Source organism: Pseudenhygromyxa sp. WMMC2535 (assembly GCF_011083025.2).
In genome coordinates, this window is record NZ_JABJWV010000001.1 from 3327545 (window position 1) to 3353663 (window position 26119).

A 26119-nucleotide genomic window follows, 5' to 3' on the forward strand; every position below is an offset into this window, starting at 1 on the left:
TCTGGCACGTACACCTGGCGCTGTACAATGTGGCGGTGCGCGCTCTGGCTCACCTCGCGCCCGCGGTCGCCTTGGCCGCGATCTTTTCGCTCTTCGCCTGCCGCTCGGGCGAGAGCGCCGAAGCTGGCGTGGGCGGCGACCGCAGTGGTTGCGGGGATCCCGATAGCCACAGCGTCTTGCTCGCGGACCACTCCTGCGTGTGCGAGGGCGGCTACGACTGGTGCAGCGAGGACCTCGATGACTTCAGCTGCTGCCCCGACGAAGCGGTCACCGACACCGCCGGCGAGACAGACGACACCGGGGCTCAGGCGCCGGAGCTGCCCTGCGGCGAGGACCAGCTCGAGAGCCTGACTTGCGTCGTCGACGAGGACGCGCCCTCGCCCGAAAACTCTGCGGTCTGGGCCTGCAACGGCGAGCGCTGGATCGAGGTCTCGGGTTACGCCGACTTCGCCTGCGAGTCCGAGGGCTTTCAGTTTGGCTACGGCTGCCTGCCGGGGGACCCCGAGCCGGAATTTTTGTGTGGCTACGGCCCAGGGACGACCTGCGAAGAGGAGGCGAACGATCTGTGCGTCAACGTGGAGATCATCGACACCTGCGTGTGGGGCCGGCGAACCATCGACCGCTGCCGTCGCCTCTGCGTCGAGCTCGAGGTGTTTGGCGAGGGCTTCGTGGGTGGGAGCTGCGTCAGCGAGGGGGGCGAGACGGACACGGGGGAGAGCGAGACGGACACGGGAGAGAGCGGCTCCGATACGGGCGAGACGGGCACGGACACCGACACGGGGACGGACACGGGTGACACGGGAGCAGACCCGGACGCTGGTACGGGCTCGGAGGATGGGGGCTCGGAGGACGAGAGCGGGCGCTGTATCTGTCGCGTGCCATGACGGCCCCGCGATCCCAGCCGGCCCGCGAGCTGATACCGTAGACGGGTGACGAGCAGGCCGGCCCTCGAGATCCGTGCGCTGCGTGAGGCCGAGCTGCCCGCGGTCCACGATCTCGTCCGTGACGCCTTCGTGGTCTACCCGCCCCTCGAAGGGGAGCTCGGCGTCGAGGCCCTCGCCGGCCTGCTCGAGCGCCGCGGCGTCGACTGGAGCGCGAGCTTTGGAGCCTTCCACGAGGGCAAGCTGATCGGCGCGATCACGACGGCGATCGACGAGTGGCCGGCCGAGCACATCGGCGCCTATGGGGCGCTGACCGCCGTGCGCCGCGGGTCTCAGCGCCGCGGGGTGCTCACGGCCCTCTTCGACTGGCTCAAGCTGGCCCTCGATCACCGCGAGGTCACGCAGATGCAGATCGAGGTCCGCTTCGACGACCCGCGGGCCCGGGCCGCCTACGAGCGCCTGGGCTTCGACGTCGACCGCCACCTGTTTTGCTTCGAGCTCCCCCGCCTCCAGCGAGCCCAGCGCTTCATCGAGGAGCTGCGCTTCGAGGTCCACCTCGGCCCCGAGGCTGGGGCCGCGCAAGATCGAAACGGCGCGCTTTGGGCGAGCTTTTGGACCTTGCTGCCCGCCTGGGGCGGGAGCACCTGGACGGTGGCGCGGACGCCCGGGCGCGTCGCTATCGAGGCGCTGTGGCTCGACGAGGTCGTGGGCTACGCGGTGCTCGAGCCCGAGGCCGGTGAGCTCATGCAGCTGGCGGTGCGCGAGGACCTGCGCCGCAGGGGGATCGGCACCGAGCTGGTCCGCGCCTGCCAGGAGGCGGCCCGGCGGCCGACGCTGACCATCGACAAGGTCGACGACGGGGACGATCGTGGGGTCAGCGTGGCCTTCTTTCGCGCGCTCGGGGCCAAGCTGAGCTCCGTGCAGCTCGAGATGGTGCTCAATCGGGTTTACTAGTTTGAAAGGGGCTGCGGGCGGCGAGCCGCCCTCCGTTCACCCCAAACGCTCGCCTTCCGGCTCGTGGGTGGTTTGAGAGGGGGCTTCAGCTCTCGAACCAGGCTTGGGGCATGGCGCCGGCGATCAGCCGGCCCAAGGTGATCGGGTGCAGGCCCGTGGCCTCGGCGACCTGGCGGGTGAAGGGCGACTGGCCAAAGGTCCGCACGGTGATGTGCGCCCCCGGGTAGCGGCGGATCAGGTCCAGGGCCACGTGCAAGTTCGTGCCCTCGAAGCCGGTGCCCACGACGATCACCGGGTCGCCGATCTCCCGGGCCATGACCTCGTCGACGGCCGACCAGATCAGCGAGTCGCCGACGTGGCCCTCGATCACGTGGCAGGCGTAGTCGCCAAAGCCAGGGCGCTCGGCGAAGCGCCGGGCCTCGGCTTCGGCCTCGAGGTCGACGAGGATCACGGCGGAGAAGCTGCCGCTGGCGTGGGTCTGGAGCTGGTCGAGGACGGTCTGGCCGAAGCGCCCGAAGCCGGCGAGGATCACCAGGTCGCGGTAGGCGGTGGACTCGAAGCGGGCGAGCAGGCTCTCCTTGACCAGGTGGACGGCGGCGGACTCGAGGCCGTTGAAGATCTCGTAGTCGGTGGCGGCGCCCGGGGGCAGGGCGTGCATGAAGCCGAGGTCGGAGACGTGGGCGGCGATGTGGCCGTGGAGGGCGGGGGCGCGGGCGGCGATGCGCGCGGCGGCGTCGAGGTTCGCGAAGTCTTCGCCGGTCAGCAGCATCACCCGGCGCGCGCGCTCGACCGCGACGGCGGTGAGGAGCTCGTCGCTGCGCACGTCGCCGAGCACGATGGTGACCTTGTAGACGCCCTGGAGCTCGGCCAGGCGCGGGGCGGCCGGGTCGCGCTCGACGACGACGACGGGCACGTGGGGCTCGGTCTCGCGCAGGCGCTTGACGTAGAGCAGGGCCAGGCGCCCGCCGCCGCCGACGATCACGTGGCCCCGCAGCCGACGCACGCGCAAGGCCGCGGGGTTGAGGATGCGCAGGGCGGTCTCGACGAGGGCGCTGGCGGTGATCAGCGGGGCGAAAAAGTAGGCGGCCCACAAGATCGCGCGACCCCAGGCGGGGCCGCCGATCGGCGTGCCGAGGTCGGTCCCGCCGATCACGAACAAGCTCAGGGCGTAGTAGGCCTTGGCCCACAGGCCTTCGTCCGCCAGCGGGCGCTCGCTGAGGTCGACGCCGGAGCACAGGCCCAAGAAGCCGAGGGCGAAGGCCGTGGCCAGGGCCGCCGCGCGCAGGTAGACCGCCGCGCGGTCGAGCTTCGCGCGGGCCATGGTGGGGGCGAGGACGGGCACGCGTGGATCTTCTCAGGTCCCCGGGCGGTTGCCATAGAGCTGAATGTGCAGGCGCAGGCCCAGACGAAGGCCGCGCTCGACGATCAGGGGGGCGGCCACGCGGTAGCCCGCCTCGAGGTCGGCCGCGTCGACGCCCTCGGGCATGAGCAGCACGCGGTCGCGGTGCTTCGCGGGGATCTCGAGCGCGGCGAGCAGATCCTCGATCTCGTCGAGGTCCGCGCGCACGCTGGCCGCGTCGGCGCAGCGGACCACGAACTTGAGCTGCCACGCGAAGCCAGCGGTGAGCTCGCGGAGCACGGCGAGGTCGAGGCGGTCTCGCTCGTGGCGCTCGGCGAGGGCGAGCTTGGCCTGCGCGCGGGCCCGGTCCCAAGGGGTGCTGTGCCCGAGCTTGGGCGAGATCGACATCAGGTCGGCGGCGATCCCCGGGCAGCGGCGGGTGCCCGCGGTCTCGATGGTCAGGTGGTGCCCCGCGGCGCGCAGGCGCTGGCTGAGCGCGGCCGAGGCCGCGAAGAGCATGGGCTCGCCGCCGGTCAAGACCACGTGGCGCGGGCCGGCGGCGCACCAGCGGACCAGCGCGTCGAGCTCGACGGCCTCGCCCTCGGGCGCCCACGAGGTCCTGGGCGTGTCACACCAGGCGCAGCGCAGGTTGCAGCCCGAGACCCGGATGAAACTGCTGGGCACGCCGACCAGCGCGCCCTCGCCCTGGACGGACACGAAGCGCTCCTGGATGCGCAGCCAGGTGTCCTCGGCCATGGGGCGATGCTGGACGATTTGGCCGGCGGGCGCCAGTCAGGGCTCGCTGGTCTCGCTCGCGCTCGTCGGCCCCTCGGCGGGCGCGCTCGTTGGCGCAGGCGCGCGCGTGGGCGCGGAGGGCTCGCTGGGATCGGCGCAGTCTGGCGCGGGAGCAGCGGGCTCGGCGGCTGGAGGTTGCGCGGAGGGGTCGCTGAGCTCGGCGCAGCCTGACGCGGGCCTTGGCGCAAGAGCAGGGGGCTCGGCGTGGGGCTGCGTGTGCGCGCCGGTCTGGGCGCGCTCGTCGTGTTCCGACGAGCGAGGCGCTCGAGCGTCGGAAGTCTGCGCTGCGGGGGAGGGGCTGGGGTCGGGGCTCGCAGAAGTCTCGGCGTTCTCCGGGGCCGCAGGAGTCTCGGCTCCCGAGGCCGCCTGCGCGTCCGCAGGTTGGTCGAGCGTCGCGTTCGTGTCGGCGTCGGCGTCGGCGTCGGCGGCTTCCTGGGGCGCCTCGTCGCCCTGCTCGCTCGCAATCAACCACTGCGCCAGCCGAGCGCGCATGACCTCCACGGCCTCGGGGTTGCGATCGATCAGCAGGGCGTCGCGCCCCTCCCGGACCGCGGCCTCGCCGGTGGTCCCGCTGCCAGCGAAGAAGTCGAGCACCCGGTCCCCGGCCTCGGAGTGGATCCGGATGATCCGCCGGAGCACGCCGAGGGGTTTTTGCGTGGGGTAGCCCGTCTTCTCCTTGCCGTTGGGGCTGACGATGGTGTGCCACCAGACGTCCGTGGGCGTCTTGCCGCGGGCGGCCTTCTCGGGGCCGACGAGGCCCGGGGCCATGTAGGGCACGCGGTCCATGGCCGCGAAGTCGAACACGTAGTTGTCGGGGTCCTGGGCGTACCAGAGGATCGTGTCGTGCTTGGCCGGCCAGCGCTTCTTGGTCCGCCCGCCGTAGTCGTAGGCCCAGATGATCTCGTTGATGAAGCACTCGCGGCCAAAGATCCTGTCGAGGGCGACCTTGACGTAGTGGACCTCGCGGTAGTCGAGGTGCACGAACAAGCTGCCGTCGGGGCTCAGCAGGCGTCGAGCCTCGCGCAGGCGCGGCTCGAGGAAGCCCAGGTAGTCGTCGTAGGTGTCGGCGTAGGACTTTCGCCCGAGCTCCGTGGTCGCGTACTGCTTGCCGCCAAAGCCCCGCCGGTCGCCTCCGGCGGCGACGCTGCGCGTCTTCAGCAGCTTGCGCTCTTGCTTGCGCCCGGTGTTGAAGGGCGGGTCGATGTAGATCAGGCGAAAGCTGGCGTCGGCCAGGGTCGGGAGCAGCTCCAGGTTGTCGCCGAGGCGCAGCTCGACCGACCCCTGCGTGCGAGTGAGCTCGTCGGGCACTCGCACGATCATGCCATCGCGCTCTCGCGCGGACCACCCCGACTGCGCCGCGCTGGCGCTCAGGCGTAGCGCTCTTCGGCCCAGGGGTCGGCGTGGTTGTGGTAGCCGCGGACCTCCCAAAACCCGGGCGCGTCACGGCTGACGAAGCGGATCCCCGTGAGCCACTTGGCGCTCTTCCAAAAGTAGAGATCGGGGATCACCGCGCGCAGCGGGGCGCCGTGATCCTTGGCCAGGGGCTTGTCGTCGAGCTTGTGCGCGACCATGACGTTGTCGGCCAGGGCCTCGCGCAGGGGCAGGTTGGCCGTGTAGCCGTGGGCGGCCTCGAAGATCACGTGGCGAGCCTGCTTGCCGACGCCGGCCATGGCCGCGAGGGTCTTCAGCTGCACGCCGGTCCAGCGCGCGTCGAGCAGCGTCCAGCCGGTGACGCAGTGGACGTCCTCGCTGCGGGTGACCTGCTTCAGATCCAGGAGATCGCGGAAGCTCAGCTCGAGCGCCTTGTCGACCTCACCGTGGATTTTGAGCCGGTACTTGGACTTGGAGGGCTCGCCCGGCTCGCCGCCCATGGGCTTGATCGCGGTGATCACCCGCTGGCCGGGGGGGATCCGCGGCCGTCCGTCGGGTCGGTCCGCGGCGCGGGCGGTGGCGATCGTGCCCTCGTCGGCGAGGGCATAGACGCCACCAAAGGCGAGCACGGAGGCGCCAGCGCCGAGCTGCTGGATGAAGCGGCGGCGGTCCATGGCGCGCGAGACCGCGGGGTGCTTGGGTCGCTCGTTGTTGGACATGGTGGGGTGGGGGGCCAACGCGAGGCCGCGCTGGGGCGTTACCAGCATGGCATGGTCGCGCGCGAGGGCGCGCGTCGACGAGCTGTCTGGCCCTCGACGCGCGCGCGAGGGCGTGAACCAGGCGCGGGCGATCTTCGGCGTCGCGTCCGCTCGCGGCCCCTCGAGCGCGGAGGCCGTGCTATTAATGGACCTCGACGCGCGGCCAGGGAAGGGCCCGCGTCCGGGGCTCGCCGTGGCAGGACGCATGAAACGCGAGAAAAACCCGACGGGTATGGCCGCGCTGCTCGAGCCGCACGCGGATTTGTTCGCGGCGGCGCGCGAGCGCGAGGCGAGCGAGGCTCTGGCCGCGCGAGAGGCCGCCGCGCGCGAGGCCGCCGCGCGGGTGCGCCGCCTTGGCGAGGACGAGCTCATGGCGCTGATCTTCGATCACCTCGACGAGGACAACCCACGGGTCTGCGAGGGCGTGGACTTCGAGCGCCTGCTGATCTTCGTGGAGCTCCCGGCGTCGCCCAAAGATACGCGCGCCGATGAAGATGAAGATGAAGATGAAGACGCGCGCGGGGTTGGTGTCCCAGCCGAGGTGGCGGTGTCCGAGGGCGAGGCGAGGGCGCTCGGCTCGAACCTCGATCCAAAGGCGTGGGTTGGCAGCAATTGGGTCGACGACATTCGACCGATTCCAGAGATCGCCCTCGAGCACCCCGAGCTCGACGCAGACCAGCGCACGCTCCTCGCACGCGCTGGCCGGGGGCGGCTGCCGACCTGCAACCTTCGCCATCTGCGGCGAGTCGAAGCCCTGCGTCAGCTCGAGTTCTTTGCCCGGGTGTGCCGAGCCCAGGGCGAGCGCTACTGTCGGGTGATCCCCGGCAAGGGCGTGGAGAGCCGCAGTCAGCCCGTGCTCAAGCGCATGCTGCTCGCCTGGTGCAGCGACCCCGGCCAGCCGGTGCTGGGCTGGGCGCCCGAGCTCGACGTCCACGGGGAGTGGGGCAGCGCGATCGTCGAGCTGCGCGTCGAGTCGGGCTGAGCAGCTGGATCAGTCAGCGCTCGAGCTGACCGGTCAGGCCGTCGGGGTGGCGGTCGACTCGGCCCGCGCCGCGCAGCAGCCACAGCCCGCCGACGAGCACGGGCAGGGCGCTCAGGGCGATGGCCAGGCGCAGGCCGGCGACCTGGGCCGAGGCGCCGAGCAGTTCACCGACCAGGGCCGGGCCGGCGCCGTCCGAGACCGCGCCGATCAGGTAGGGCGAGATCGCGTCGCCGAGGGCGTGGATCAGCAGCACGTTGACGGCCATGGAGCTCGCCCGCAGGTTGTTGGGCACGCAGCCGACGATCGCCGCGTTGAGCGGGCCGGTGTTGAGGAACAAGAAGAACTCGGCCGCGAAGGCGGCGACGAGCACGGCCGTGCGCATGTCGACGAGCGCCATGATCAAGGTCATGGGCGCGCCGATCACCAGGCCCCAGCCGCTCACGCGCAGGTAGCCCCCGGCCCCGCGGGCGAAGGCGCGGTCGCCCAAGAAGCCGCCGATCAAGGTTGCGAGCAGGCCGGCGACCACGGTGATGCCCCCGAAGATCGTGCCCGCGGCGGCCTCGTCCATGCCGTGGGCGCGCTGGAGGAAGGTGGGCATCCAAAACGCGAGCCCGCCCATGGTGAAGGTCATCAGCACCATGCCCACGGTCGTGGCCCGCCAGGCGACGCTCGTGAACAGGCGCTTGACCATGGCGATCGGGCTGTCGAGGCCGGCCTCGTGGGCCTCGCCAGGGGCGTCGAGGACCCCGCGCTGGGGCTCGCGCATCAGCAGCGCGGCGACGCCGAAGATCAGGCCCGGGAAGCCGCACAGCAAGAAGGCGAGGCGCCAGCCCGGGTCCGAGGCGCCGTCGAGGCCGAGCAGGGCGAGCAGCTCGGGGCTGACGAGCTGCTCCCAGCTGCCCGCGATGAAGCCGCCGAGCACGTAGCCCAGGGCCGAGCCCACGGGGATCGCCAGGTAGAAGTAGGCGAGCATGCGCCCGCGCTTTTGCGGCAGGAACAAGTCGGCGATCATCGCCGGGGCGACGGTCGCGTAGCCGGCCTCGCCCACGCCGACGAGGGCGCGCATGCCCAGCAGGCCCTCGTAGCTGTCGACGTAGGCGCAGCCGACCGTGGCCAGGCTCCACAGCAGCACGCCGCCGGCGACGAGGTACTTGCGGACGACGCGGTCCCCGAGCCAGCCGGTGAAGGGCGAGGCGAGGGTGTAGACGACGATGAACATCAGCCCGAGCAGGCCGGCGTCGGCGTCCTGGATGCCAAAGTCGACGCGCACGCTCTCGAGCACGGCGGCGAGCACGTAGCGGTCGATGTAGTTGAGGAAGTTGATGGCCGTGAGCACGACCAAGATCGCCAAGGCCTGAGCGCGGGTGGACGCCGCCGGTGGGGTCTCGGACACGCCCCATGGTAGACCTTTGGCTGCGGGCTCGGCGACGCGGATGAAACAATCCTCGCGCGGGCACCGAAGGCCCCGGAGTACGCCCATGCGCTCATCGCTTCGCCTCGTGTCTTTGGCCCTGCTGAGCTCGGCCTGCGCGCCGACGCCCCAGGCGACGGCGGCCGCGGACATGGATGGCGCGGAGGCTGGCGGCGCCGAGCGCCAGGCGAGCTCGCGCTGGCGCTACACCATCGCCCTCGACGAGTCGCTCTCGCACATGGCCCTCGGGCTGTGCATCGAGGGTCCGCCGCCTCGAGCTCTGGTCGCCGCGTCGGGGTCCGCGGCGCAGCTCGAGTCGGCTCGGGTCCGCGGCGGGCCGGCGCTGGCGCGCTCGGGGGAGCGCTTGCTGATCCAGGACCTCGGCGCGCAGGGCTGCGTGGACCTGGAGATCGACCTCGAGGCCGCGGTCGATGCCGGGGGTCGCCAGGCCCAGCGCAGCGAGCAGGCGCTGATGCTCTCGCCCTCGCAGTGGCTGTGGCACCCCGCCCAGGTGCCCGATGTCCTCGACGCCCAGGCCCGCTTCGAGCTGCCCGAGGGCGTCCACGCGACGCTGCCCTGGCCGCGGGTGCCCGAGTCGGAGGCGCCCGGCTCGGAGGTCGGCTCGCCCGGCTGGCTTCGGCTCGAGCGCAGCGCCTTCGTGTGGGGCGCCTGGGCTGCCTTCGGGCGCTACGAGCCGCTGCGCTTCGAGGCCGCCCAGGCCCACTTCGAGGTCGCGGTCCTCGACGAGGATCATCGGGCGAGCCGGGCGGACATCGAGCGCTGGATCACCGTCGCGGCCGAGAGCGTCGCCACGCTCTACGGTCGCTTCCCCCGCGACGAGGTCTCGGTCGTGGTCGTGCCGGCGTCGGGCTGGGGCAAGGACCCCGTGCTCTTCGGCATGGCGCGGCGCGGCGGCGGGGCCTCGGCGCTGCTCTTGCTCGACCGCGACGCCGCCGGCGAGGCGCTGCCCGGGGAGTGGGTCGCGGTCCACGAGCACCTGCACTTCACCATGCCCCTGGTCGACGAGCCGTGGATGGCAGAGGGCTTCGTCACCTATTACACGCCGCTGCTTCGCGCGCGCCGAGGCGTGCTCGGCTACGGCGGCGCGCCGGGGCGAGGCGAGGACCCCGAGGCCAGGCAGCTTCGCCTCGCCCACGACATCCTCGTGGGCGGCTTTCGCAAGGCCAGCGGCCGCAGGGGCGGGCGCAACCTGGGCGAGGCGAGCGAGAACATGCGGCGCAGCGCGGCCTATCGCCGGGTCTACTGGGGCGGCGCGGCGCTGGCCTGCGACCTCGACCTGCGCCTGCGCCGGGCCGCCCACGGCGAGCGCTCCCTCGACGACCTGATGATCTCCATGAACGCCTCGTCGACCACGACCAAGCGCTGGTCCGCGGCCGCGCTCTTCGAGGGCTTCGACCAGGAGATCGCGAGGTGGTTCGAAGCGGGCGAGCTCGACGAGCTCATCTCGGCGACCGCGGTGATGAACGAGCACCTCGAGGCCGAATCGATCCCCGAGCACATCTTGGCGCTCGAGCTGGAGGACCTCCGCCCGCTGGTGGATCTCCCGTCGCGGTGAAGATCGCGCTCGCGCCCTCGCTCTTCGCGGGGTTTGGGAGGATCTCCACATGGGCGTGTGACCCGCCAGCAGCCGCCCAAACGCAAATTTCTGGCGCAGCTGGAGGGCCCCCGCGGGGGGTGTGAATTTTCGACCCCACTGAGCGAGCTTTTGCACGTTTTCTGGGCAATTGTTCAGTGACGCTCGCCCGCGAGCGTGATATCCATTCCTTCAATCTCGAAACGACCCGGGGCTCCCCCAGCGGCGGACTTCGTCGCAACCCAGCTTCTAAACCCGGGACGACCGACGAAGGATCAGGAGAACAAAATGGCAAATCTCAAGGACATCGTGGCTACCCTCGCCATCCTGGGCGCTGGCTCGCTCGCTCTCACCGGCTGCAAGAAGGAAGCCGAGACCGCCAACCCCGACGAGGCCACCGAGGCCACCGAGGCGACCGACGCTGAGGCGACCGACGCCGAGGCTTCCTGCGCTGGCGAGGGCGAGGCTGACGCTGAGGCTTCCTGCGCTGGCGAGGGCGAGGCTGACGCCGAGGCTTCCTGCGCCGGCGAGGGCGAGGGCGAGGCTGACGCCGAGGCCGCGACCGAGGCTGTCTGAGCCCACGCTCGCTTCACCCGAACGCCCGTGGCCGACTCTCGGTCACGGGCGTTCTCACTTGAGCCCTCCGAACGTCTCTCACGACAGGCGGCAGCACGATGACCAGCGTCCGCGAACGATTCCACTCCTCCAAGACCCCGACCGGCGTCGGCCTTGGCCTGCGCGCCGAGTTCATCGCTGACGTCAGCGAGCGCCTCGACGAGGTCGTCGACAAGCTGGCCTTCCTCGAAGTCTGCCCCGAGAACTACATGCGCCGCGGCGGCCGGAGCCGCCGGCTGTTCGAGACCATCGCCGAGCGCGTCCCGCTGATCACCCACGGCGTGATGATGTCCCTGGGCGCCCTCGACCCCTTCGACGCCGAGTACTTCGCCGAGCTGCGCGAGTTCTTGCCGCGCTACGGCAGCGGCTGGCACAGCGATCACCTGTGCTTCTCCGGCTACGGCGGCGCGGTGCTCCACGACCTGCTCCCGCTGCCCCTCGACGAGGCCTCGGCGCTGCGCTTCGCCGCGCGGGTCCGCGAGGCCCAAGATCGCCTGGGCGTCCAGCTGGCGGTGGAGAACGTGTCCTACTACCTGCCCATGGGCCAGCCGCGGCTGAGCGAGGCCGAGTTCGCCACCATCATCTGCGAAGAGGCCGACTGCGGGCTGCTCCTCGACGTCAACAACGTCTACGTCAACTCCAAGAACTTCGGCTTCGACGCCCGCGAGATGGTCGCGGCCTATCCCCTGGATCGCGTGATTCAGATGCACGTCGCCGGGCACTCGCGCTGGGATCGCTTCGGCTTCTTCCTCGACGATCACGGCGCGGCCGCGGAGCCCACCGTCCACGAGCTCATGCAGTGGGTGGTCGAGCGCACCGGTCCGCTCCCCGTGCTGCTCGAGCGCGACAAGAAGATCCCCGCCCTCGACGAGCTCCTCGACGAGGTCGCCGCGCTCCAGGCCAGCTACGACGCGGCCCTGGCCCGGCGCGAGTCTCAGGTCCAGTCGCGCGCCGGCGCGGGCGCCCGCGAGGTCCAGCGTGCCCGTTGACGCCCCGGCACCCCTCGACTCGAGCACGCCCCCGGAGCAGCTGCTCGTCGCCCTCGGCCGGGTGATCCGCGAGCCCGAGCTGCGCGCGCGGGTCGAGCGAGATCCCGAGGGCACGCTCGAAGAGCTCGGCCTCGACGAGGGCGCCCGGGTGGGCATGCTCGGCTACGGCGTCGAGCGCCTGCTCGCCTACCAGCACATGGTCCACAGCAGGCTGCTGCGCGCCGTTCGGGGCTTCATCGGTCCGGCCGCCAAGGTCATCGGCGAGGCCCGCCTGCGCGAGGAGGTGGGCGCCTGGATCGAGGCTAGCGGCTCGCACAGCCCCTACCTGCGCGAGGTCCCCGAGGAGTTCCTGGCCTGGGCCTGCCCGCGCTGGGCCGAGGACGAGAGCCTCCCGCCCTGGCTCGGGGCGCTGGCCGCCCACGCGGTCCTCGAGCGCAGCCTTCGCAATGATCCGCGCCCCGTGGGCGAGCCGACCGGCGTCGGCCTGGATCTCGAGCGGCCGATGGTCTGCAACCCCACGGCCACGCTGCGCCGCTACGACTGGGCCGTGCACCGCTTCCCCCGGGAGCCCGCTGCCGACGCGGCTCCGCAGGCGCGGGCGGTTCGCCTGGTCGGCTACCGCGACCTCGACGAGCGCGTCCGCTTTCACGAGCTCCCGCCCCGCGCCGCGGCCTTGCTCGACGGCCTGCTCGCCCAAAAGACCCTGCGTGACGCGCTCTTCGCTGCCTGCGAACAAACCGGCGAGAGCTTGAACGACGAGATCCTCGGGCAGACGGCCCTGGCGATCGCCGAGCTCATCGACATCCACGTGCTCCACGGGGGTGCATAGCGGAGCGGCTCGCAACCGCGAGCACGCCGCTGAGTTTTGCCCCGGGCCGTCGCGGTCCGGGGCTTTGTTTTACTTGTGAGTCGAGCCTACGGGTTTTGCTGAGTCGAACCGTGACTGTCCTTTTTGCTTGGCACAAAGGACAGAGAATCACGCTCACAATGGATCGATTGGTGATAGCGCAGACGACCTTTCCTCGGGCATTTATTCGTCGCTGCGCTAGGATCAATGCATGTTCAACGGATTGACGAATCGTGCGCTAGGGATTGCGCTGATTGTTAGCTGTGGAGCGTGTCAGTGGGACTCGGAGGAGGGCGACGCGGATCAGGGCGAGGACGCGGCGAGCGAGGATGACGAGGACTCGAGCGGGGGCGGGGGCGGGGGCGGGAGCGGGAGCGGGACGGACTCGGGCAGCGCCGACACGAACGGCGAGGACGTGGACACCGAGGGCACGGGCAGCGGCGAGACGGCGAGCGGCGAGACGGAGGGCTCGGGCACGGACAGCGGCGAGACGGACACGCAGGGCGGCGCGGACACGGGCAGCCTGCCGATCTCGCCGCTGTGCGTGTGGAACCAGGCTTATCAAGAGAACTACGAGGCCGACACCGTCGAGGCGATCCTCGCCGACGCGCAGAGCTGCTACGTGCTCATCGACCCCTTCGACTCGAGCGCGGCCCGCGAGGCGATCCCCCAGATCCGGGCCAACAACAACATCGTGGGCTGCTACATCAGCGTGGGCACCTGCGAGGACTGGCGCGACGACTTCGACGAGCTCGAGCCGCACTGCGTCGACACGCCCTGGGGCCAGTGGGCCGGCGAGTACTTCATCGACCTGCCCGACGCCGAGGTCGTGGAGATCATGGGCACGCGCATCGATCAGCTGGCCGACTGGGGCTGCGACATGGTCGAGTTCGACAACATGGACTGGGCCTACGACCAGGACTACAAGCAAGAGTACGGGTTCACGGTCACCGAGACCGAGGCCGAGGCCTACAGCCAGGCGCTGTGCGATCGCGTCCACGACGCGGGCATGTGGTGCATGGCCAAGAACACGGCTCAGGGCGCCGAGGGCTTCGAGGGCGGGACCTTCGAGTCCTACACCGACGACCTCGATTGGTGGGAGAGCGATCACCTCCAGGGCTTCCTCGACGCCGGCGGCCTCGGGGTGATCGTCCACTACGACGAGAACGACTGCGAGGGCGCGCTCGACGACTACATGGGAACCTACGGCGAGAAGCTCTCGTTCATCTGCGAAGACCCGGCGATCGAGGGCTATCAGCACTTCGATTGACAGCGATTACCACTAGCGGCGAAGGCTCTCGGCGGTCGAGCATGGGTCCAGCCTCGACCGTCGAGGGCCACTTTTATCTGTGCTCCTCTGGCGCGCACACTAGCCGGCGTCGGCGCGGGTCTCGACGACCGCGAGGGTCTCGAAGGGCATCTCGATCTGCGCGGCCCTGAGCGCCTCGAACAGGCGCTCACGCAGCTCGAGGCGCGAGGGGACGTGCTCGCGCTCGTCTTCGAGCCACGCGCGCAGCTCCATGCTCACGTTGTAGTCGTTGAGCGCGGTGACCACGACCACCGGGGCCGGGTCTCCGAGGTAGCGCGGGTCATCGACGACCACCTGCCTGGCGATCTCCCGGGCCTTGGGGATGTCCTCCTCGACGCCGATGGTGAAGGCGATGTCGAGGCGCAGGTTCGGGAAGTTTGTATAGGAGGCGACGACCGTGTTGACGATCTGGCTGTTGGGGATCGCCAGCATGCGACCGTCGGAGGTCACGACCCGGGTCGAGCGCATGGTGATCTTCTGGACGCGGCCGTACTGCCCGTCGATCTCGACCAGGTCGTTGATCACGAAGGGCCGGTCCCAGAAGATGAACAGCCCCGAGATCACGTTGGCCAGGGTGTCGCGGGCGGCGAAGCCGATGGTCAGGCCGACGACGCCCAGGCTGGTCAGCAGCGAGGCTGTGTCGACGCCCAGCTGACCGAGGGCGGTGACCAGGCCGATGGCGAACACCAGGTATTGGAGCAGGGTCTGGATGAAGGACTGGGCGGTCTCGTCGAGCTCGGAGCGGCCGAGCACGGCCTGGACGGTGCGCGCGAGCAGCTTCCACATCAGCCACGCGACGAGCATGGTGATCCCGGCGATGACCAGGTCCGGGAGCAGGTCGTCGACGAGGTAGTGGGCGATCCGTGTCGGGGAGAACAGGTCTTCGAGGCGATTGAGGATCTCGTGCATGGTGGCCCGCTCGGCTGCTTGGCCGGGATCCTCGCACGCGCAGCCGGGGAGGGGGGCGCCGAGTGCCGCGTGGATCGTTGCGCGCGCGCACGCTCGACGAGCGAGCGTGCGCGCACGATTGTTGTTGCGCTCGCGGGCTGTCAGCGCGCGGGCGTACGCGTGACCACGCTTCGAGTGAAGCGCCTGCCCTCGCAGCGCTCGTCCGCGCTGACGAAGTGGCCACGCCGGCGACCGTGGCCACGGCCATGGTCGCGGCCGCGGTCATGTCCACGGCCGCGGTCGTGTCCACGCTCGCGGTCGGAAGAATTGGCGACGGGGGCGGTCGAGGGCTCGAGGGCGTCGCCTGGCGAGGAGCTGACGCCGCGCGGTGGCGGACCCGAACAAGACGAGGCCGTGCTCGGGCAGCAGGGCGCGCGGCGGCGAACCTCGCCGCGGATGACGGTCACGGAGGACATGGCAGGGTCACCTGTCGCGGGTCATTGGGGGTTCAAGCACTTGATCGAGGTGTCGATGCGGAAGTTCGAGCCGCTCCCGCAGCGCTCGGCGTGAAAGACGTCGAGGGAGTAGGTCGCGCCCTCGGTCAGCCCGAGGTCGTCGAGGTAGATCGTGCCCTCGTCGGGGGAGTGCAGGCCGCCGAGGTCGAGGGCCAGCTGACCGTCGATGAACACCCAGACGTCGTCATCACCGATGTAGGTGAACTCCTGCCCGGCCTCGTACTGGAAGGCGACGTGGATCTCCGTGGTGAAGGCCGCGTTCCAGTCGTAGGTCTCGCCGGCGAAGTTGGGCGTGGTGTTGTTGCCGAAGCCCAGATCCGTCAGCGGATAGAAGGAGGTGCTCGCAAAGCTGTACAGCCCCGAGTCCGGCGGATCCTCGACCAGCTCGATCTCGCCTTCGATCTCGAGGTTGACCCCGTCGACGGTGTTGTACCAGACCGAAAAACTGTCGGCGGAGTTGATCTGCGGCAGCGTGCCGCTCCAGCCGTTGGGCGGATCGGGCGGAGCCGGGTTGTACTGCGGCTTCTCGTCGGCGCCGAGGCTCTGGAGCACGAGGCCGGGGTAGGCGAAGCTGCCGGACTTTTGGCAGCCGAAGTCCGGCTGCAGGGGCACGAAGTCGCGGTAGGTCGGGTAGATCGTGGTCCCGCACAGATCCCCGCCGGTCTCGCCCTCGGTCTCGCCCTCCGTGTCACCTTCGGTGTCGCTCTCGGAAGACTCGCCCTCGGTGTCATCTTCCGAGGAGCTCTCGCTCTCGGAGCCGCTGTCGCTCTCGCTGCCCGAGGAGCTCTCGCTGTCCGAGTCGCTGTCGCTGTCGCTGTCACTGTCTGTCGAGCTGTCCGCCCCCGTCGTCCCGACCTCCGTGCCGGCGTCGGTGCTCGTCGCGGTGTCTCCCTCCGCGCTCTCCTCGTCCGTCACGCCGACCTCGTCCGCGTCCTCGCCCCCGCTGTCTCCGCAGCCGGGGGCGAAGGCGGCGAGGAGCGCACAGCTCACCCAGATGAACGACTCATTGGCTCGGTTCATGGCGTGATCAGAGTACGCCAGGGCCCCGGCCTGTGGTATCCGAATTTCGCTGATATGAGCTGGCTGTTGGCGATCGCGGGTCCGGACTCTCCATGGCGTCACTTCACGAGTCCCTCGGTGAAGTGGGCAGACCAACCCAGTTTTTTGATTGGGGAATACATGTTCATGCTCTGCGCGGTCTTGGCCCTGGTCCACGCGCGCCGCGAGGGCCGTGACCACGTGCTGATCTGGGTCGCGGCGATCGTCGCGGGCACGGCCAACGACATGATCTTCATGGCCCTGCCCCTGGTCGATAACTTCTGGCAGGCCCAGGCCACGGTGATGATCACGGCGCGCCTGCCCCTGTACATCCCCTGCGTCTACGTTTGCTTCATGTATTTCCCGACCGTGGCGGTCCGCCGTCTGCGCCTGCACCCGCTGGCCCAGGCCGCGGCGGCGGGGCTGGCGGGCTGCCTGTTCTACGCGCCCTACGACATCGTCGGGGCCAAGTTCATGTGGTGGACCTGGCACGACACCGACGCGTCCATCGCCACGCGCCTGCTCGGGGCGCCGATCAGCAGCAGCTTGTGGGTGCTGACCTTCGTGGCCAGCTTCGCGTTCTTGATCGACCGGGCCCTGCGGCGCGAGCCGGGCCCCAACATCTCGGCGCGGACCTTTGGCCTGGGTCTGGCGCTCGTCGCCGGGCTCAGCAGCTTGCTGATGACCCTTCAGATCACGGTGCTCCAGGCCTTCGACGGCGGGACCCCGAGCTACCGCGCCTTCTTTGGCGGCCTTGGGATCTACCTGGCCGTGGTGATCTGGAAGGGCCGCCAGAGCGTGGACCCGGAGCCGCCGCGGGCCGGGGACCGCCTGCTGTGGACGCTCTCGCTGGTCTACTTCACGACCTTGATCCTGCTCATGGCCGCCTTCGACCCGGCCACGCACCGCAGCCCCGGCGTCCATCAGCTGCCGGGGGAGTGCTACGTCGAGGTTCAGGACATCACCGGCGCCACGCGTCACGAGTACCTGTGCGTGGACGACTTCGACGAGGACTACGACTTCAGCTGCGTCGAGGAGCCGCCCATCGACGGCCAGGCCTGGTACACGATCTGCGGTCGGGCGCATTCGCGCTTTGGCGCGTGGATGGCCGGCGTCGGCGGCCTGGGCCTCGTTGGCATCGCGCTCTTCTCGTTGTTGTTGCTGCCGGCGAGGCGCAGGCTCTCGCGCTGAGCCGCGGTTTTTGGGCAGGCCGACTTTTGGCTCGGGCGGGTCGACTCGGTACCCTTGGCCCGTGTCCGAGCGTCGCAGCTTTGCCCTCGCTCGCGGCGTCGACTTGACCTTGGAGGTCGAGGCGACGCTCTTTCGCGAGCGCACCCGCTTTCAGCACCTCGAGATCGTCGAGACCGCGGTCCACGGGCGGATGCTGCTCCTCGACGGCATCCCCCAGCTGAGCAGCGCCGACGACTTCATCTATCACGAGTGCCTCGTCCACCCGGCCCTGCTCGCCCACGCCGCGCCGCGGCGCGTGGGGATCATCGGCGGCGGCGACGGTGGGGCCCTGCAGGCGGCGCTGCGCCACGCCTGCGTCGAGGAGGTCGTGCTCGTGGAGATCGACGCCAAGGTGCTCGAGCTGTCCAAGCGGTGGTTCCCCGAGGTCCACGGCGGCGCCTTCGATGACCCGCGCTTCGAGCTCGTGCTCGGCGACGGCCGAGCCTTCTTGGCCGACAACCCCGGGCGCTTCGACGCCATCTTGCTCGACCTCACCGACGCCACCGGCCCCGCGCGCATGCTCTACACCCAGGAGTTCTACGCCATCGTCCAGCGGGCGCTGCGGCCCGGGGGCGTGGTCGGGATGCAGGCGGACTCGCCCTTCCTCGAGCCCGAGGCCTTCGGCTCCCACGTGCGGACCACGGCGAGCGTGTTCGAGTACGCGCGGCCCTACGCGGCGCACATCCCCAGCTTCTGGACGCGCTGCGCCTTCGCCCTGCTCAGCGACCTCGCGGATCCCCAGGCCCTCGACGCCCCCGCCTGGGCCGCGCGCCTGGAGCAGCGCGGCGTCGAGGCCCTGGACTATCTGACGCCCGAACTATTGGCTGGGCTGTGGGCGCTCCCGCGTTGTGATCAGCGGCTCATCGCCGCGAGCGACACGATCTCGACCGACGCCGCGCCCTTCGAGATCGGCGTCCACAGCGTGCCCCAGAGCGTGTCCAGCGCTTGAATCGCCGCAGGCCATCCCCTAACATGGCTTGCCTTGACGACGCAGGTTCCGGTGGTCGGCACGCGTGGCCGACATCTCGTAGTCGAGTATCACGGCTGCAAGAGCACGCACCTCGATGATCAGGCGTTCATCCGCGAGCTGCTGTGCGAGGCCGCCGAGGCTGCGGGCGCGACCGTGCTCGCCGTGCACGTCCACGGCTTCGAGCCCCAGGGCGTCGCTGGGGTCGCGGTGCTCGCCGAGTCGCACCTGTCGATCCACACCTGGCCCGAGGTCGGCTACGTCGCCGCGGACCTCTACACCTGCGGCGACTGTGTGCCCCAGCGGGCCCACGACGTGCTCGTGGCCGCCCTCCAGGCCCAGCGCTGCGAGGTCATGGAGCTCGCCCGGGGCGTGCCTGGTGGCGAGCGCTCGCTGGGTCTGGTCCGGCTGCACACCGAGAACCTCGAGCCGCCGCGGGTGTTCAGCCGGCCGGTCGCGGTGAGCGAGGTCGCCAGCGCCGACCAGCCCGAAGCCGCGGATGCGCGCGCGGACGAAGCAGCGAGCAGCGCCTCGCGCTCGCGCAGCTGAGCGTCCCTGGCCTGCGACACATCGGCCTGCTGCCCGCGCCTGCGGCCCCGAGGTCCGAGGGGGCGGTGTCGCGTTCGAGCTCAGCGCTGGCCGTCGCCGCCGAGCTCACCGCGCTGCTCAGGCGGCCGAAACTGCGCGCCGGCCTCTCCGGGCCGCGAGGTCGCCTCGGGCGGCTGCTCCGGCCGCGGCCCGGGCACGCAAAAGCGCTCGCTCATCTCGCTGGCCGAGAACCACAGCATCCACGGATCATCGACCGGCACCCCGCAGTGCCCGCTGCTCGGGCATTGTGCGTCGGACTCACAGCTGCGGGTGCAGTAGGGCCCCTCGGCTCCCTGGACGCAGCGCCCGTCGAGGGCCGCGCAGTCGAAGCCCTTGCCGCAGGGCTCGCCAAGGCCCGGGGCCATGGTGAGCTTGAAGATCCAGGGCACGAGCGCGAGCACCAGGCCGACCAGGGTCAAGGTCAGCGCGGGCGACCAGGCGCGAGGGGTTGAGGAGGCGTCGGGCGTCTCGCTCACGCGGCGCCTCCGAGCAGGCGAGAGGGGGGCACCCAGCCGCCCAGATCTTCCTCGAGGGCCAGGGCGACGGCGATGGTCTGGTGGTCGCGGTCGTGGTTGCCGACAACCTGGAGGCCGAGGGGCAGCCCTGCGCGGGACAGACCGGCGGGCACCTGGGTGACGGGGAGCTCCATGACGTTGAAGATCGCGGTGTAGACCCAATCGAAGGGTCGAAGCAGGGGCGCGCCGTGGCGCGGGGCCGGGCGCGGGTGGGAAGGATAGAGCAGCACCCCGCGCGGGCCCAGGCGCTCGCTGAGCTCGGCCCGCAAAGCCAGGCCCTCGGCGATCAGCGCCTGCTTGCCGGCCGCGTCGGGCACGAAGGGCCGCAGATCCTCGAGAGCCGCCAGGCCGAGCGCGGCCAGGGTGTGGCTCGAGCGACCCACGGACCAGCGCAGCAGCTCGCGGCCCAGGGGGATGGCCTCGCCCTCGCCCAGGAGCATGCGAAAGGAGGTCTCGCTGGCCGCCGAGAGCATCGCCGACCACAGCTCGAAGCTGCGCGCGAGCTTGGGGATCTTGGCCCGCCGAACCTTGGCCCCGCGCCGGCCCAGGGCCGTGGCTGCGCGCTCGAGCGCGTCGACGAGCTCGATGTCCACGGGGATGCGCCCGTTGTCCTCGACCACCGTGACCTCGAGCGCGGCGATGTCGACGCTCGCCGGATCCTCGAGCGCGACCTCGCGGACGCCCGCGTCCTCGCCGTCGGGCCCCGCCAAGATCCGCATCAGCGGCATCAGATCCGCGGCCCGGCGCGCGATCGGCCCGGTGGTCAGGTAGCGCAGGGCCGCGTTCTCGGCGATGGGGTGCATGCCCGTGCCCGGGACCACGCCGCCCGTGGACTTGTGGCCGAACACGCCGCAAAAGAAGGCCGGCATGCGGATCGACCCGCCGATATCCGCCCCCAGCCCAAAGGGCGACGCCCCAGCTCCGACGATCGCACCTTCGCCCCCCGAGCTCCCGCCGACGATGCGCGAGGGATCATAGGGGTTGTTCGAGCGGCCATAGACCGGGTTGTCGCTCTCCATCCACATGCAAAGCTCGGACACGTTGGTCAGCCCGATGCAGATCGCCCCGGCCTCGCGCAGGCGGGCCACCGCCGTGGCGTGGCGCTGCGCCGGACGCCCGCGGCGAGCGAGCAGCCCCGAGGTGTTCGGCAGCCCCGCGTAAGCGAAGGACTCCTTGATGGTGCAGGGCACACCATGCAGCGCGGGCAGCTCGCGGACATCCTCGCAGGCAGCGAGCGCCGCGTCGGCAGCCTCGGCCTCGGCCAGCGCCTGCGCGTAGCGCTCGACGACCACCGCGTTGATCGTCGGGTTGACCGCCTGGGCGTGCGCGACGTGAGCCGCGACCACCTCGCGGGAGCACAGCGTGCCTGCGCGGATGGCCGCGGCGAGCTCCAGGGCCGACATCTGCAGCGGATCGCGGTGCACGCCCTCTTGTACCGGACTATGACATCGCTGACCATTGGCGGCTATCATTGTTGACAGTGTCGCGCGACCAGGGGGATCCCCTGGGTCGAAGCGCCTGCCCAGGGGGTTGTTCTGGGGGGTTCTGGAGCCTGGTTTACGCTCGCTTCACACAATATGGGGGTGAGGGGGTGGCTAATGAAAGGATCGATTTTGGCGCAGGGACAAATCGCAATTCGAGGGTCAGAGTAATTGATATGACGATGAGCACGCTACAGTCCAGGGAGTCCTCCGTCACGCTGGCCCTCGCCGAGATTGATCGACTGGAGCATGACCGAGCCGAATTCGCGGCCGCCCGAGCGAGCGGCGTGGCCCTCGCGGAACGCCGCGCCCGCGAGCTCGACGAGCTGCGCGAGCGCCTGGAGGCCGAGCGTCCACGGGCCTGGGCACGAGCCCGCGCCCGAGCCACCCGCGAAGAGCAGCTCGAGCTGCGCGCCCGTGAGCTCCAGCTGACCCACGCTGCCGCCGCCCACGAGCTCGAGATGGCCCGCCTCGCCACCGAGCTCGAGGCCAAGCGCCGCGAGCTCTCCGTCCTCGAAGCTCTCCCCGTCGTCGACACCCCCGCCCGCAAGCTGCTCGAGTGGAGCATGCCCGTGGCCGCCGCCGGCCTCCTCGCCCTCTTCGGCGCCACCTTGATCCACGAGGACGAAGCCGTCGCCGCCTCGAGCATCGACCCCTGGGTCCTCGCCGACAGCTCCGCCGCCACCGTCAGCGCGCTGCCTGCCCCGCTGATCCCCACCCAGGTCGAAGCGCCCGAGCCCGCGCCCGAGCCCGCCGCCGCGCCGAGCCCGGCCAGCGAGAGCAAGTCGAGCAAGAGCAAGTCGAGCAAGTCCAAGTCGAGCAAATCGAAGTCGACGAAGACCACCAAGTCGAAGGACAGCGACGAGGGCAAGTCCAAGTCGACTCCGGGCACCAACCCGCGCAGCAACCCCCTCGAGCTCGGCGACTTCGGCGGCAACCCGCTCGGCTGAAGCCCGAGCAGGGTCCAGGATTATCCTCCCCCCACCCAGGAGCCCTCCGCAGTGAGCGGGGGGCTCCTTTTTCATTGCCATCCCTGTCGTGGACGCTGCCGCGAATCCAGCGTGACCATGCCAGAATGACTTTGTCCGTGAGGGTGGTGACCTTACTTTGCTTCGGTATCTTTCGAGCTTGGAGAGGCCCAGCCGAGCTGGGAGCTCCATGACCTGCTCTCGGGCCAAGCTCCCGAAGTCTGTGGTTTGGTCCTCTCGATCATCCGGCACGTGATCGCGCACTTGGAGGCCCCACCCTCGACCCGACGGAGGCGAATGGGGCGAAGTTTCGGCTCGGCCTGACAGACAGCGGGCGAAACGACCGTGTATCGTTTCCCTTGGCACTGGCGGCAGGTCGCTCACCACTCGGCTCTGCGTTCATCGACATGACGACTGATCGATTCAACAGGAAACCGGACGCACTCCGCGCTGAGCCGGGGGATTCGACTGCGGTCGTCCCTCCCGCATTCGAGCATCGGACCGAGAGGGGGGAGGGCGAGGAGCGCACCGAACAGATGCCCCCGGTCTTCGCGGCCAGCCCGCAGTCCCCGCTCGAGGAGCCCACGGCGCTGATGCTGGCGGTGTTTCCGGAGCCCGAGGAGTCGACCCGCACGGTCCCCCCGGTGTTCGCGGGGCCCTCGGCCAAGCGCGTCGAAGCCGAGTTCGGGTTCTCGTCGGACGTGGTGCGCCAGCATTTTACGCGATGCCGCGACGCACTCGGGGAGATGCTCGCCTGGGCCCGACCACTCGTGGCGCTCGCCGAGGGTCCGCAGCTGCGCTGGCGCGAGAGTGCATCGGTCCTTCGGCTGGAGCGCGTCGGCGTTGTCCATCGGCAGCTCCTCGACCTGCTTGAAAGCCGAGACCGCGGGCTCCTCGAGCGTATGGTGGCGGGGCTCCTGCTCCAAGGCATGAACAGGGAGAGCCCGACCTTTCTGCTCGAGCGCGCCGCGATGGCGGACCAGGCCGGCGACCTCGATGGTATCGAGGCCGTGATCGGGGCGATCGAGCTCGGTGACGGCGCTCGCCGTGACAGGCTCCTGCTCCGGGGCCACAGCCAGGCGAGCAATTCGGCCCGCCTCCTCTGGCTCGCCGCGATGGAGCGCCAGGCGATCGATCCCGGACCTGAGCTGCTCGGGGCCGCCCTGAAGTCGACCCAGCCGGAGGAGCGCGCCACTGGCCTTCGGCTGCTGGTTGTCCACGCGGAGCGGACTGCCCATCGCCACACGCTCCTGCCCCACCTGTTCGCGCGCGAGCCGGAGGTCCGCAGTGCGGCGATTATCGCCGGCCTGGTCCTGGGTCTGCCCGAGGCGCCCCTCCTCGCTGGCCAGACCGTGCGTCTACCCGGGATGTTCGCCCCGACCTGTCTCCACGCGACCGAGGCTAGCCCCGAGCAGCTCGACGCTCTGCTCGATCTTTGCGGCAGTGACCATGCCCCGGCGCAGCTCGACCTCGCTCTCGCGCTGTCCGGACGGCCGCGGGCGATCGCCGCGGTTCTCGCTCGCTGCGGCGGAGCGGCGCTGCCAGCCGAGCTTGGAGCCGCGATCTGTTTTGCCGTCGGATTCGACGGTCACGCCGAGGTCTTGCCCGGGTGGTGGAGCGAGCACGGCTCAGGTTTCGCAGGGCAGGACCGCCTCGTTCGGGGCCAGCCTGCGACAGCGGCTCGCCTGGTCGCGTCGCTCGCCCAGGCGAGCTCTCCTGTCTGGCAGGCGCTGCGCCTCGAGCTGCTCGTCCGAAGCTCGGGAGCGATCCGGTTGCCCGCCCGCGGTCTGCCCGGCGACCTGCTCGCCGCCGCAGAGGCCGTCGATCCCGGGGTGCTGCCGGGCCTCAGTTCTGATTGACCTTCCGGGCCTCGAGGTTGATCGACTTCTTGCCCTTGACGTCGATCGTCGCCCCTTCGACGACGACCTGGCCGTTCTTCTTGAGGGTGATCGAGGCCTTGCCGACCTTGAGGGTCAGCTCGTCCTCGAACTCGATCACGCCCTTGTGCTTGCCGGCGATGCTGACCTGGCCCGTGGCTGCGACCGAGAGCTCCTCGCCGACGCTGAGGCTCATGTTCGCGCCGGCGCTCTGGCTGAGGTCCTTGCCCGCGCTGTGGCTGATGCTCCCGGCATCGACCGACTTGTGCCCGACCACGCTCTCGTCGCTGCTGACCCCGACCGAGACGGTCTTGATGCCGCCGACCTCCTCCAGCAGCGCCGCGCCGACGGCTGTGTTCATCGCTCCGCCGACGACGGTGGCCAGCATGCCGTTCACGCACACGTTCTTGGACACGGCGACGGCCTCGCTCGCGTAGGCGCCGACGGTCTCGCTTCGGTTCGAGCCGACGCTCATGCTCTGGTCGAGGGCGACGCTCACGACCCGGCTGGACCCGACGCTGAGGGACTGATTGGCGCCAACGCTCTCGGCCTGGTCGGCGCCGACGCGAAGCTCCTGGCTGGATCCGATCGCCACGCGCTCGTTGGCCTCGACGGTCCTCAGCCGGTCGTTGGCCACACGGAGCACCTCGTCGTTTCCGATCGTCTGGGCCTTGTTGCGCTTGACGACCGTCGTCCAGTCGCGCTGGCCATGGAGGTAGATCTCCTCGCCGCCCGCGGCGTCGTCGAAGCGCAGCTCGTTGCTCCCGCCGCCGCCGGGCGAGCTACTGGTCCGCCAACCGCTTTGGGTCGAGCTGCCGGGCAGGCCGAAGGGCGGCGCGTTGGCGCCGTTGTAGACGCAGCCTGTCACGAGCGGACGGTCGGGGTTGCCCTCGATGAACTCGACGACGACCTCCATGCCGACGCGGGGGATGAACTGGGCTCCCCAGGCGCCGCCTGCCCAGCTCTGGGAGCAGCGGACCCGGCACGAGGATCCGGCCGCGAAGCTCGGGTCCTCGGGCCAGTGGAACTGGACCTGGATGCGGCCAAGCTCGTCGACGTCGATCTCGCCGTCGCCGACGACCGTGGCGGTCTGGGGTCCCTGGACCGAGGGCTTGGGCGTGCGCTCCTCGGGGCGGAGCTCGGCGGTGGCAGGGACGCAGCGGACCTTGTTGCGGTACGAGGCCACGCCCTCCTCACCGGGGCTGTATTCGTGCTGAACGGCAACCACGAGCCACTCTTCTGGCGTGCTTTCGGCGCCACCGACGAGGATGAATCGCTGGCCTGGTGCGAGCGAGGAGGCGTTCCCTTCGCACTCCGCCACCGACGCGTCGAGGCTCGCAGCTGCGGCCAGGGCATGGGCGTGCTGGCCGAGCTCGATGCTTCCGGGCCTGCGCCGGCTGTGGTCATACTGCCGCCGGACGCGGCCACGGGCGTCAGGGGTGCCGGCCTCGTCGGCGCTCACGGTTCCCGGGCGCCCGAAGTCGTACTCGCTGAGCGCGGCGCTCGTCGGGCGAAGCTGTTCCGTCCAGCAAAAGCGCTGCATCGACTCGATGTCGGCCTCGTCGGGGCTGTGGGCGATGATCGGGAGGCTCGAGGAGCCGTCGAGGTTGGCGAACTCGGGGTAGTCGTCGTTGTCGCCGAGCAGGGTCAGGACTTCGTGGCCCGCGTCCTCGTCGTGGACGAAGAGGTAGGTGATGCCTTCCTCCTCGAGCAGCCGGGAGACAAAGGCGAGGTCGGTCTCGCGGTACTGCGTGCAGTAGTCCCGGGGCCTGGCGCCGCGCCGGAGATGGCCGAGTTCGATGCTCCGGCCGTACACGTCGAGGCTGGCGGCGAGGGTCTGCCGGACGATGTCGTGGACCGACTCCTGCTGCCAGATCCGGGAGCTCTGCCGCTGACGGGCGAGCGCGAAGGAGGGGACGACGGTGACCGCAACAAGCAGGTGGTGGTCGTCCTGGCCGAGATGGTCGACGCGCGTGACGACTCCGAAGACGAGGCGCGGCCGGGCTCCGCGTCGGCCCAGGGTGAGCTCGCAGGTCGAGCCGAGCAACGCGCGAGTGTCGGCGTCCAGGTCCGCGGTCTCGAGTTCGACCTGGGCACAGTAGGGCTCGTTGAGGGCTTCCTCGAGGCTCAGGCCGGTGACCTTCCACTCGGTGTCGGGGGCGTCGACGAAGGCGACCCGGGCCTCGACAGGAGGAAGCGTGTTCATG

At 70.4% G+C, this 26119-nt stretch carries 23 protein-coding genes and 1 pseudogene; 13 read left to right on the plus strand and 11 right to left on the minus strand.

Annotation, left to right across the window (positions count from 1 at the left end; translation table 11 throughout):
• Positions 1 to 35: 35 nt before the first annotated feature.
• On the plus strand, positions 36 to 884 hold the full coding sequence (locus tag G6O69_RS12870; RefSeq protein WP_172303798.1) for a hypothetical protein: 849 nt from the start codon (positions 36 to 38) through the stop codon (positions 882 to 884).
• Between the two features lie 45 nt (positions 885 to 929).
• Positions 930 to 1835, plus strand: a complete 906-nt coding sequence (locus G6O69_RS12875; protein WP_172303799.1) for a GNAT family N-acetyltransferase — start codon at positions 930 to 932, stop codon at positions 1833 to 1835.
• A gap of 85 nt (positions 1836 to 1920) precedes the next feature.
• Here G6O69_RS12875 and G6O69_RS12880 read toward each other — a convergent pair whose 3' ends face one another.
• From G6O69_RS12880 to G6O69_RS12895, 4 genes and pseudogenes are all read right to left on the minus strand, one after another.
• On the minus strand, positions 1921 to 3177 hold the full coding sequence (locus G6O69_RS12880) for an NAD-binding protein (RefSeq protein WP_172303800.1): 1257 nt from the start codon (positions 3175 to 3177) through the stop codon (positions 1921 to 1923).
• 12 nt (positions 3178 to 3189) lie between these two features.
• Positions 3190 to 3930: a 7-carboxy-7-deazaguanine synthase QueE gene (locus tag G6O69_RS12885; RefSeq protein ID WP_217909817.1), complete on the minus strand. Its 741-nt coding sequence runs from the start codon at positions 3928 to 3930 to the stop codon at positions 3190 to 3192.
• Positions 3931 to 4437: 507 nt separating this feature from the next.
• A pseudogene (locus G6O69_RS42095) lies at positions 4438 to 5289 on the minus strand (DNA methyltransferase); the annotation flags it as partial.
• Positions 5290 to 5336: 47 nt separating this feature from the next.
• A complete protein-coding gene (locus G6O69_RS12895; protein ID WP_172303802.1) occupies positions 5337 to 6059 on the minus strand; it encodes a molybdopterin-dependent oxidoreductase in 723 nt (240 codons plus the stop codon).
• Between the two features lie 46 nt (positions 6060 to 6105).
• Here G6O69_RS12895 and G6O69_RS12900 point away from each other — a divergent pair, with 46 nt between their 5' ends.
• Entirely contained in the window at positions 6106 to 7080 is a 975-nt protein-coding gene (locus G6O69_RS12900; RefSeq protein ID WP_172303803.1) for a Smr/MutS family protein, read from the plus strand.
• A gap of 13 nt (positions 7081 to 7093) precedes the next feature.
• Here the strand turns inward: G6O69_RS12900 and G6O69_RS12905 are convergent, their stop codons facing one another.
• Positions 7094 to 8473 carry an MFS transporter gene (locus tag G6O69_RS12905; protein WP_172303804.1) on the minus strand — a complete coding sequence of 460 codons (1380 nt, stop codon included), beginning with the start codon at positions 8471 to 8473 and terminating at the stop codon, positions 7094 to 7096.
• 85 nt (positions 8474 to 8558) lie between these two features.
• On the opposite strand from G6O69_RS12905, the gene G6O69_RS12910 reads away from it, so the two are divergent.
• The 5 genes from G6O69_RS12910 (at position 8559) to G6O69_RS12930 (ending at position 13806) form a co-directional block, all read left to right on the plus strand.
• Positions 8559 to 10067 carry a hypothetical protein gene (locus G6O69_RS12910; RefSeq protein WP_172303805.1) on the plus strand — a complete coding sequence of 503 codons (1509 nt, stop codon included), beginning with the start codon at positions 8559 to 8561 and terminating at the stop codon, positions 10065 to 10067.
• Between the two features lie 306 nt (positions 10068 to 10373).
• Positions 10374 to 10661, plus strand: coding sequence for a hypothetical protein (locus tag G6O69_RS12915; protein ID WP_172303806.1), 288 nt, complete (start codon positions 10374 to 10376; stop codon positions 10659 to 10661).
• A 98-nt stretch (positions 10662 to 10759) separates the two neighbouring features.
• Positions 10760 to 11689 (plus strand): DUF692 domain-containing protein, encoded by a 930-nt coding sequence (locus G6O69_RS12920; protein WP_172303807.1) that lies wholly within the window; start codon positions 10760 to 10762, stop codon positions 11687 to 11689.
• Positions 11679 to 12518, plus strand: coding sequence for a hypothetical protein (locus G6O69_RS12925; RefSeq protein ID WP_172303808.1), 840 nt, complete (start codon positions 11679 to 11681; stop codon positions 12516 to 12518). The genes G6O69_RS12920 and G6O69_RS12925 overlap by 11 nt, the downstream gene beginning before the upstream one ends.
• 229 nt (positions 12519 to 12747) lie before the next feature.
• Entirely contained in the window at positions 12748 to 13806 is a 1059-nt protein-coding gene (locus G6O69_RS12930) for an endo alpha-1,4 polygalactosaminidase (protein ID WP_172303809.1), read from the plus strand.
• Positions 13807 to 13905: 99 nt separating this feature from the next.
• On the opposite strand, the gene G6O69_RS12935 is transcribed toward G6O69_RS12930, so the two are convergent.
• The 3 genes from G6O69_RS12935 to G6O69_RS12945 form a co-directional block, all read right to left on the minus strand.
• The gene (locus G6O69_RS12935) at positions 13906 to 14754 is read right to left on the minus strand and encodes a mechanosensitive ion channel family protein (RefSeq protein WP_172303810.1); all 849 of its coding nucleotides are present in this window, start codon (positions 14752 to 14754) and stop codon (positions 13906 to 13908) included.
• 140 nt (positions 14755 to 14894) lie between these two features.
• Complete coding sequence (locus G6O69_RS12940; protein ID WP_172303811.1) at positions 14895 to 15209, minus strand: hypothetical protein; 315 nt, start codon at positions 15207 to 15209, stop codon at positions 14895 to 14897.
• Between the two features lie 21 nt (positions 15210 to 15230).
• Positions 15231 to 16268, minus strand: a complete 1038-nt coding sequence (locus G6O69_RS12945) for a fibro-slime domain-containing protein (RefSeq protein ID WP_172303812.1) — start codon at positions 16266 to 16268, stop codon at positions 15231 to 15233.
• 159 nt (positions 16269 to 16427) lie between these two features.
• Here G6O69_RS12945 and G6O69_RS12950 point away from each other — a divergent pair, with 159 nt between their 5' ends.
• From G6O69_RS12950 to speD, 3 genes are all read left to right on the plus strand, one after another.
• On the plus strand, positions 16428 to 17477 hold the full coding sequence (locus tag G6O69_RS12950; RefSeq protein ID WP_172303813.1) for a hypothetical protein: 1050 nt from the start codon (positions 16428 to 16430) through the stop codon (positions 17475 to 17477).
• A 61-nt stretch (positions 17478 to 17538) separates the two neighbouring features.
• Positions 17539 to 18465 (plus strand): polyamine aminopropyltransferase, encoded by a 927-nt coding sequence (gene speE, locus G6O69_RS12955; protein WP_172303814.1) that lies wholly within the window; start codon positions 17539 to 17541, stop codon positions 18463 to 18465.
• A gap of 33 nt (positions 18466 to 18498) precedes the next feature.
• A complete protein-coding gene (speD, locus tag G6O69_RS12960) occupies positions 18499 to 19032 on the plus strand; it encodes an adenosylmethionine decarboxylase (RefSeq protein ID WP_217909818.1) in 534 nt (177 codons plus the stop codon).
• Between the two features lie 80 nt (positions 19033 to 19112).
• On the opposite strand, the gene G6O69_RS12965 is transcribed toward speD, so the two are convergent.
• Positions 19113 to 19547, minus strand: a complete 435-nt coding sequence (locus G6O69_RS12965) for a hypothetical protein (protein ID WP_172303815.1) — start codon at positions 19545 to 19547, stop codon at positions 19113 to 19115.
• Entirely contained in the window at positions 19544 to 21010 is a 1467-nt protein-coding gene (locus G6O69_RS12970; RefSeq protein WP_346017036.1) for an amidase, read from the minus strand. Before G6O69_RS12970 ends, G6O69_RS12965 begins: the two co-directional genes overlap by 4 nt.
• Before the next feature lie 239 nt (positions 21011 to 21249).
• On the opposite strand from G6O69_RS12970, the gene G6O69_RS12975 reads away from it, so the two are divergent.
• Together G6O69_RS12975 and G6O69_RS12980 are read left to right on the plus strand one after the other, a co-directional pair.
• A complete protein-coding gene (locus G6O69_RS12975; RefSeq protein ID WP_172303817.1) occupies positions 21250 to 22017 on the plus strand; it encodes a hypothetical protein in 768 nt (255 codons plus the stop codon).
• A gap of 947 nt (positions 22018 to 22964) precedes the next feature.
• Positions 22965 to 23894: a hypothetical protein gene (locus G6O69_RS12980; RefSeq protein ID WP_176396803.1), complete on the plus strand. Its 930-nt coding sequence runs from the start codon at positions 22965 to 22967 to the stop codon at positions 23892 to 23894.
• Here G6O69_RS12980 and tssI read toward each other — a convergent pair.
• On the minus strand, positions 23881 to 26118 hold the full coding sequence (gene tssI / locus G6O69_RS12985; RefSeq protein ID WP_172303819.1) for a type VI secretion system tip protein TssI/VgrG: 2238 nt from the start codon (positions 26116 to 26118) through the stop codon (positions 23881 to 23883). The genes G6O69_RS12980 and tssI overlap by 14 nt on opposite strands.
• Position 26119: the final 1 nt, after the last annotated feature.

Bases quoted from the DNA above. Each gene is read 5' to 3' on its own strand.
- G6O69_RS12885 (WP_217909817.1), bottom strand. From the start codon at position 3,930: ATGGCCGAGGACACCTGGCTGCGCATCCAGGAGCGCTTCGTGTCCGTC.
- G6O69_RS12915 (WP_172303806.1), top strand. From the start codon at position 10,374: ATGGCAAATCTCAAGGACATCGTGGCTACCCTCGCCATCCTGGGCGCT.
- G6O69_RS12980 (WP_176396803.1), top strand. From the start codon at position 22,965: ATGAACAGGGAGAGCCCGACCTTTCTGCTCGAGCGCGCCGCGATGGCG.
- G6O69_RS12945 (WP_172303812.1), bottom strand. From the start codon at position 16,268: ATGAACCGAGCCAATGAGTCGTTCATCTGGGTGAGCTGTGCGCTCCTC.
- G6O69_RS12950 (WP_172303813.1), top strand. From the start codon at position 16,428: ATGTTCATGCTCTGCGCGGTCTTGGCCCTGGTCCACGCGCGCCGCGAG.
- G6O69_RS12940 (WP_172303811.1), bottom strand. From the start codon at position 15,209: ATGTCCTCCGTGACCGTCATCCGCGGCGAGGTTCGCCGCCGCGCGCCC.
- G6O69_RS12930 (WP_172303809.1), top strand. From the start codon at position 12,748: ATGTTCAACGGATTGACGAATCGTGCGCTAGGGATTGCGCTGATTGTT.
- tssI (WP_172303819.1), bottom strand. From the start codon at position 26,118: ATGAACACGCTTCCTCCTGTCGAGGCCCGGGTCGCCTTCGTCGACGCC.
- G6O69_RS12975 (WP_172303817.1), top strand. From the start codon at position 21,250: ATGAGCACGCTACAGTCCAGGGAGTCCTCCGTCACGCTGGCCCTCGCC.
- G6O69_RS12910 (WP_172303805.1), top strand. From the start codon at position 8,559: ATGCGCTCATCGCTTCGCCTCGTGTCTTTGGCCCTGCTGAGCTCGGCC.
- G6O69_RS12920 (WP_172303807.1), top strand. From the start codon at position 10,760: ATGACCAGCGTCCGCGAACGATTCCACTCCTCCAAGACCCCGACCGGC.
- G6O69_RS12895 (WP_172303802.1), bottom strand. From the start codon at position 6,059: ATGTCCAACAACGAGCGACCCAAGCACCCCGCGGTCTCGCGCGCCATG.
- G6O69_RS12935 (WP_172303810.1), bottom strand. From the start codon at position 14,754: ATGCACGAGATCCTCAATCGCCTCGAAGACCTGTTCTCCCCGACACGG.
- G6O69_RS12900 (WP_172303803.1), top strand. From the start codon at position 6,106: ATGGCATGGTCGCGCGCGAGGGCGCGCGTCGACGAGCTGTCTGGCCCT.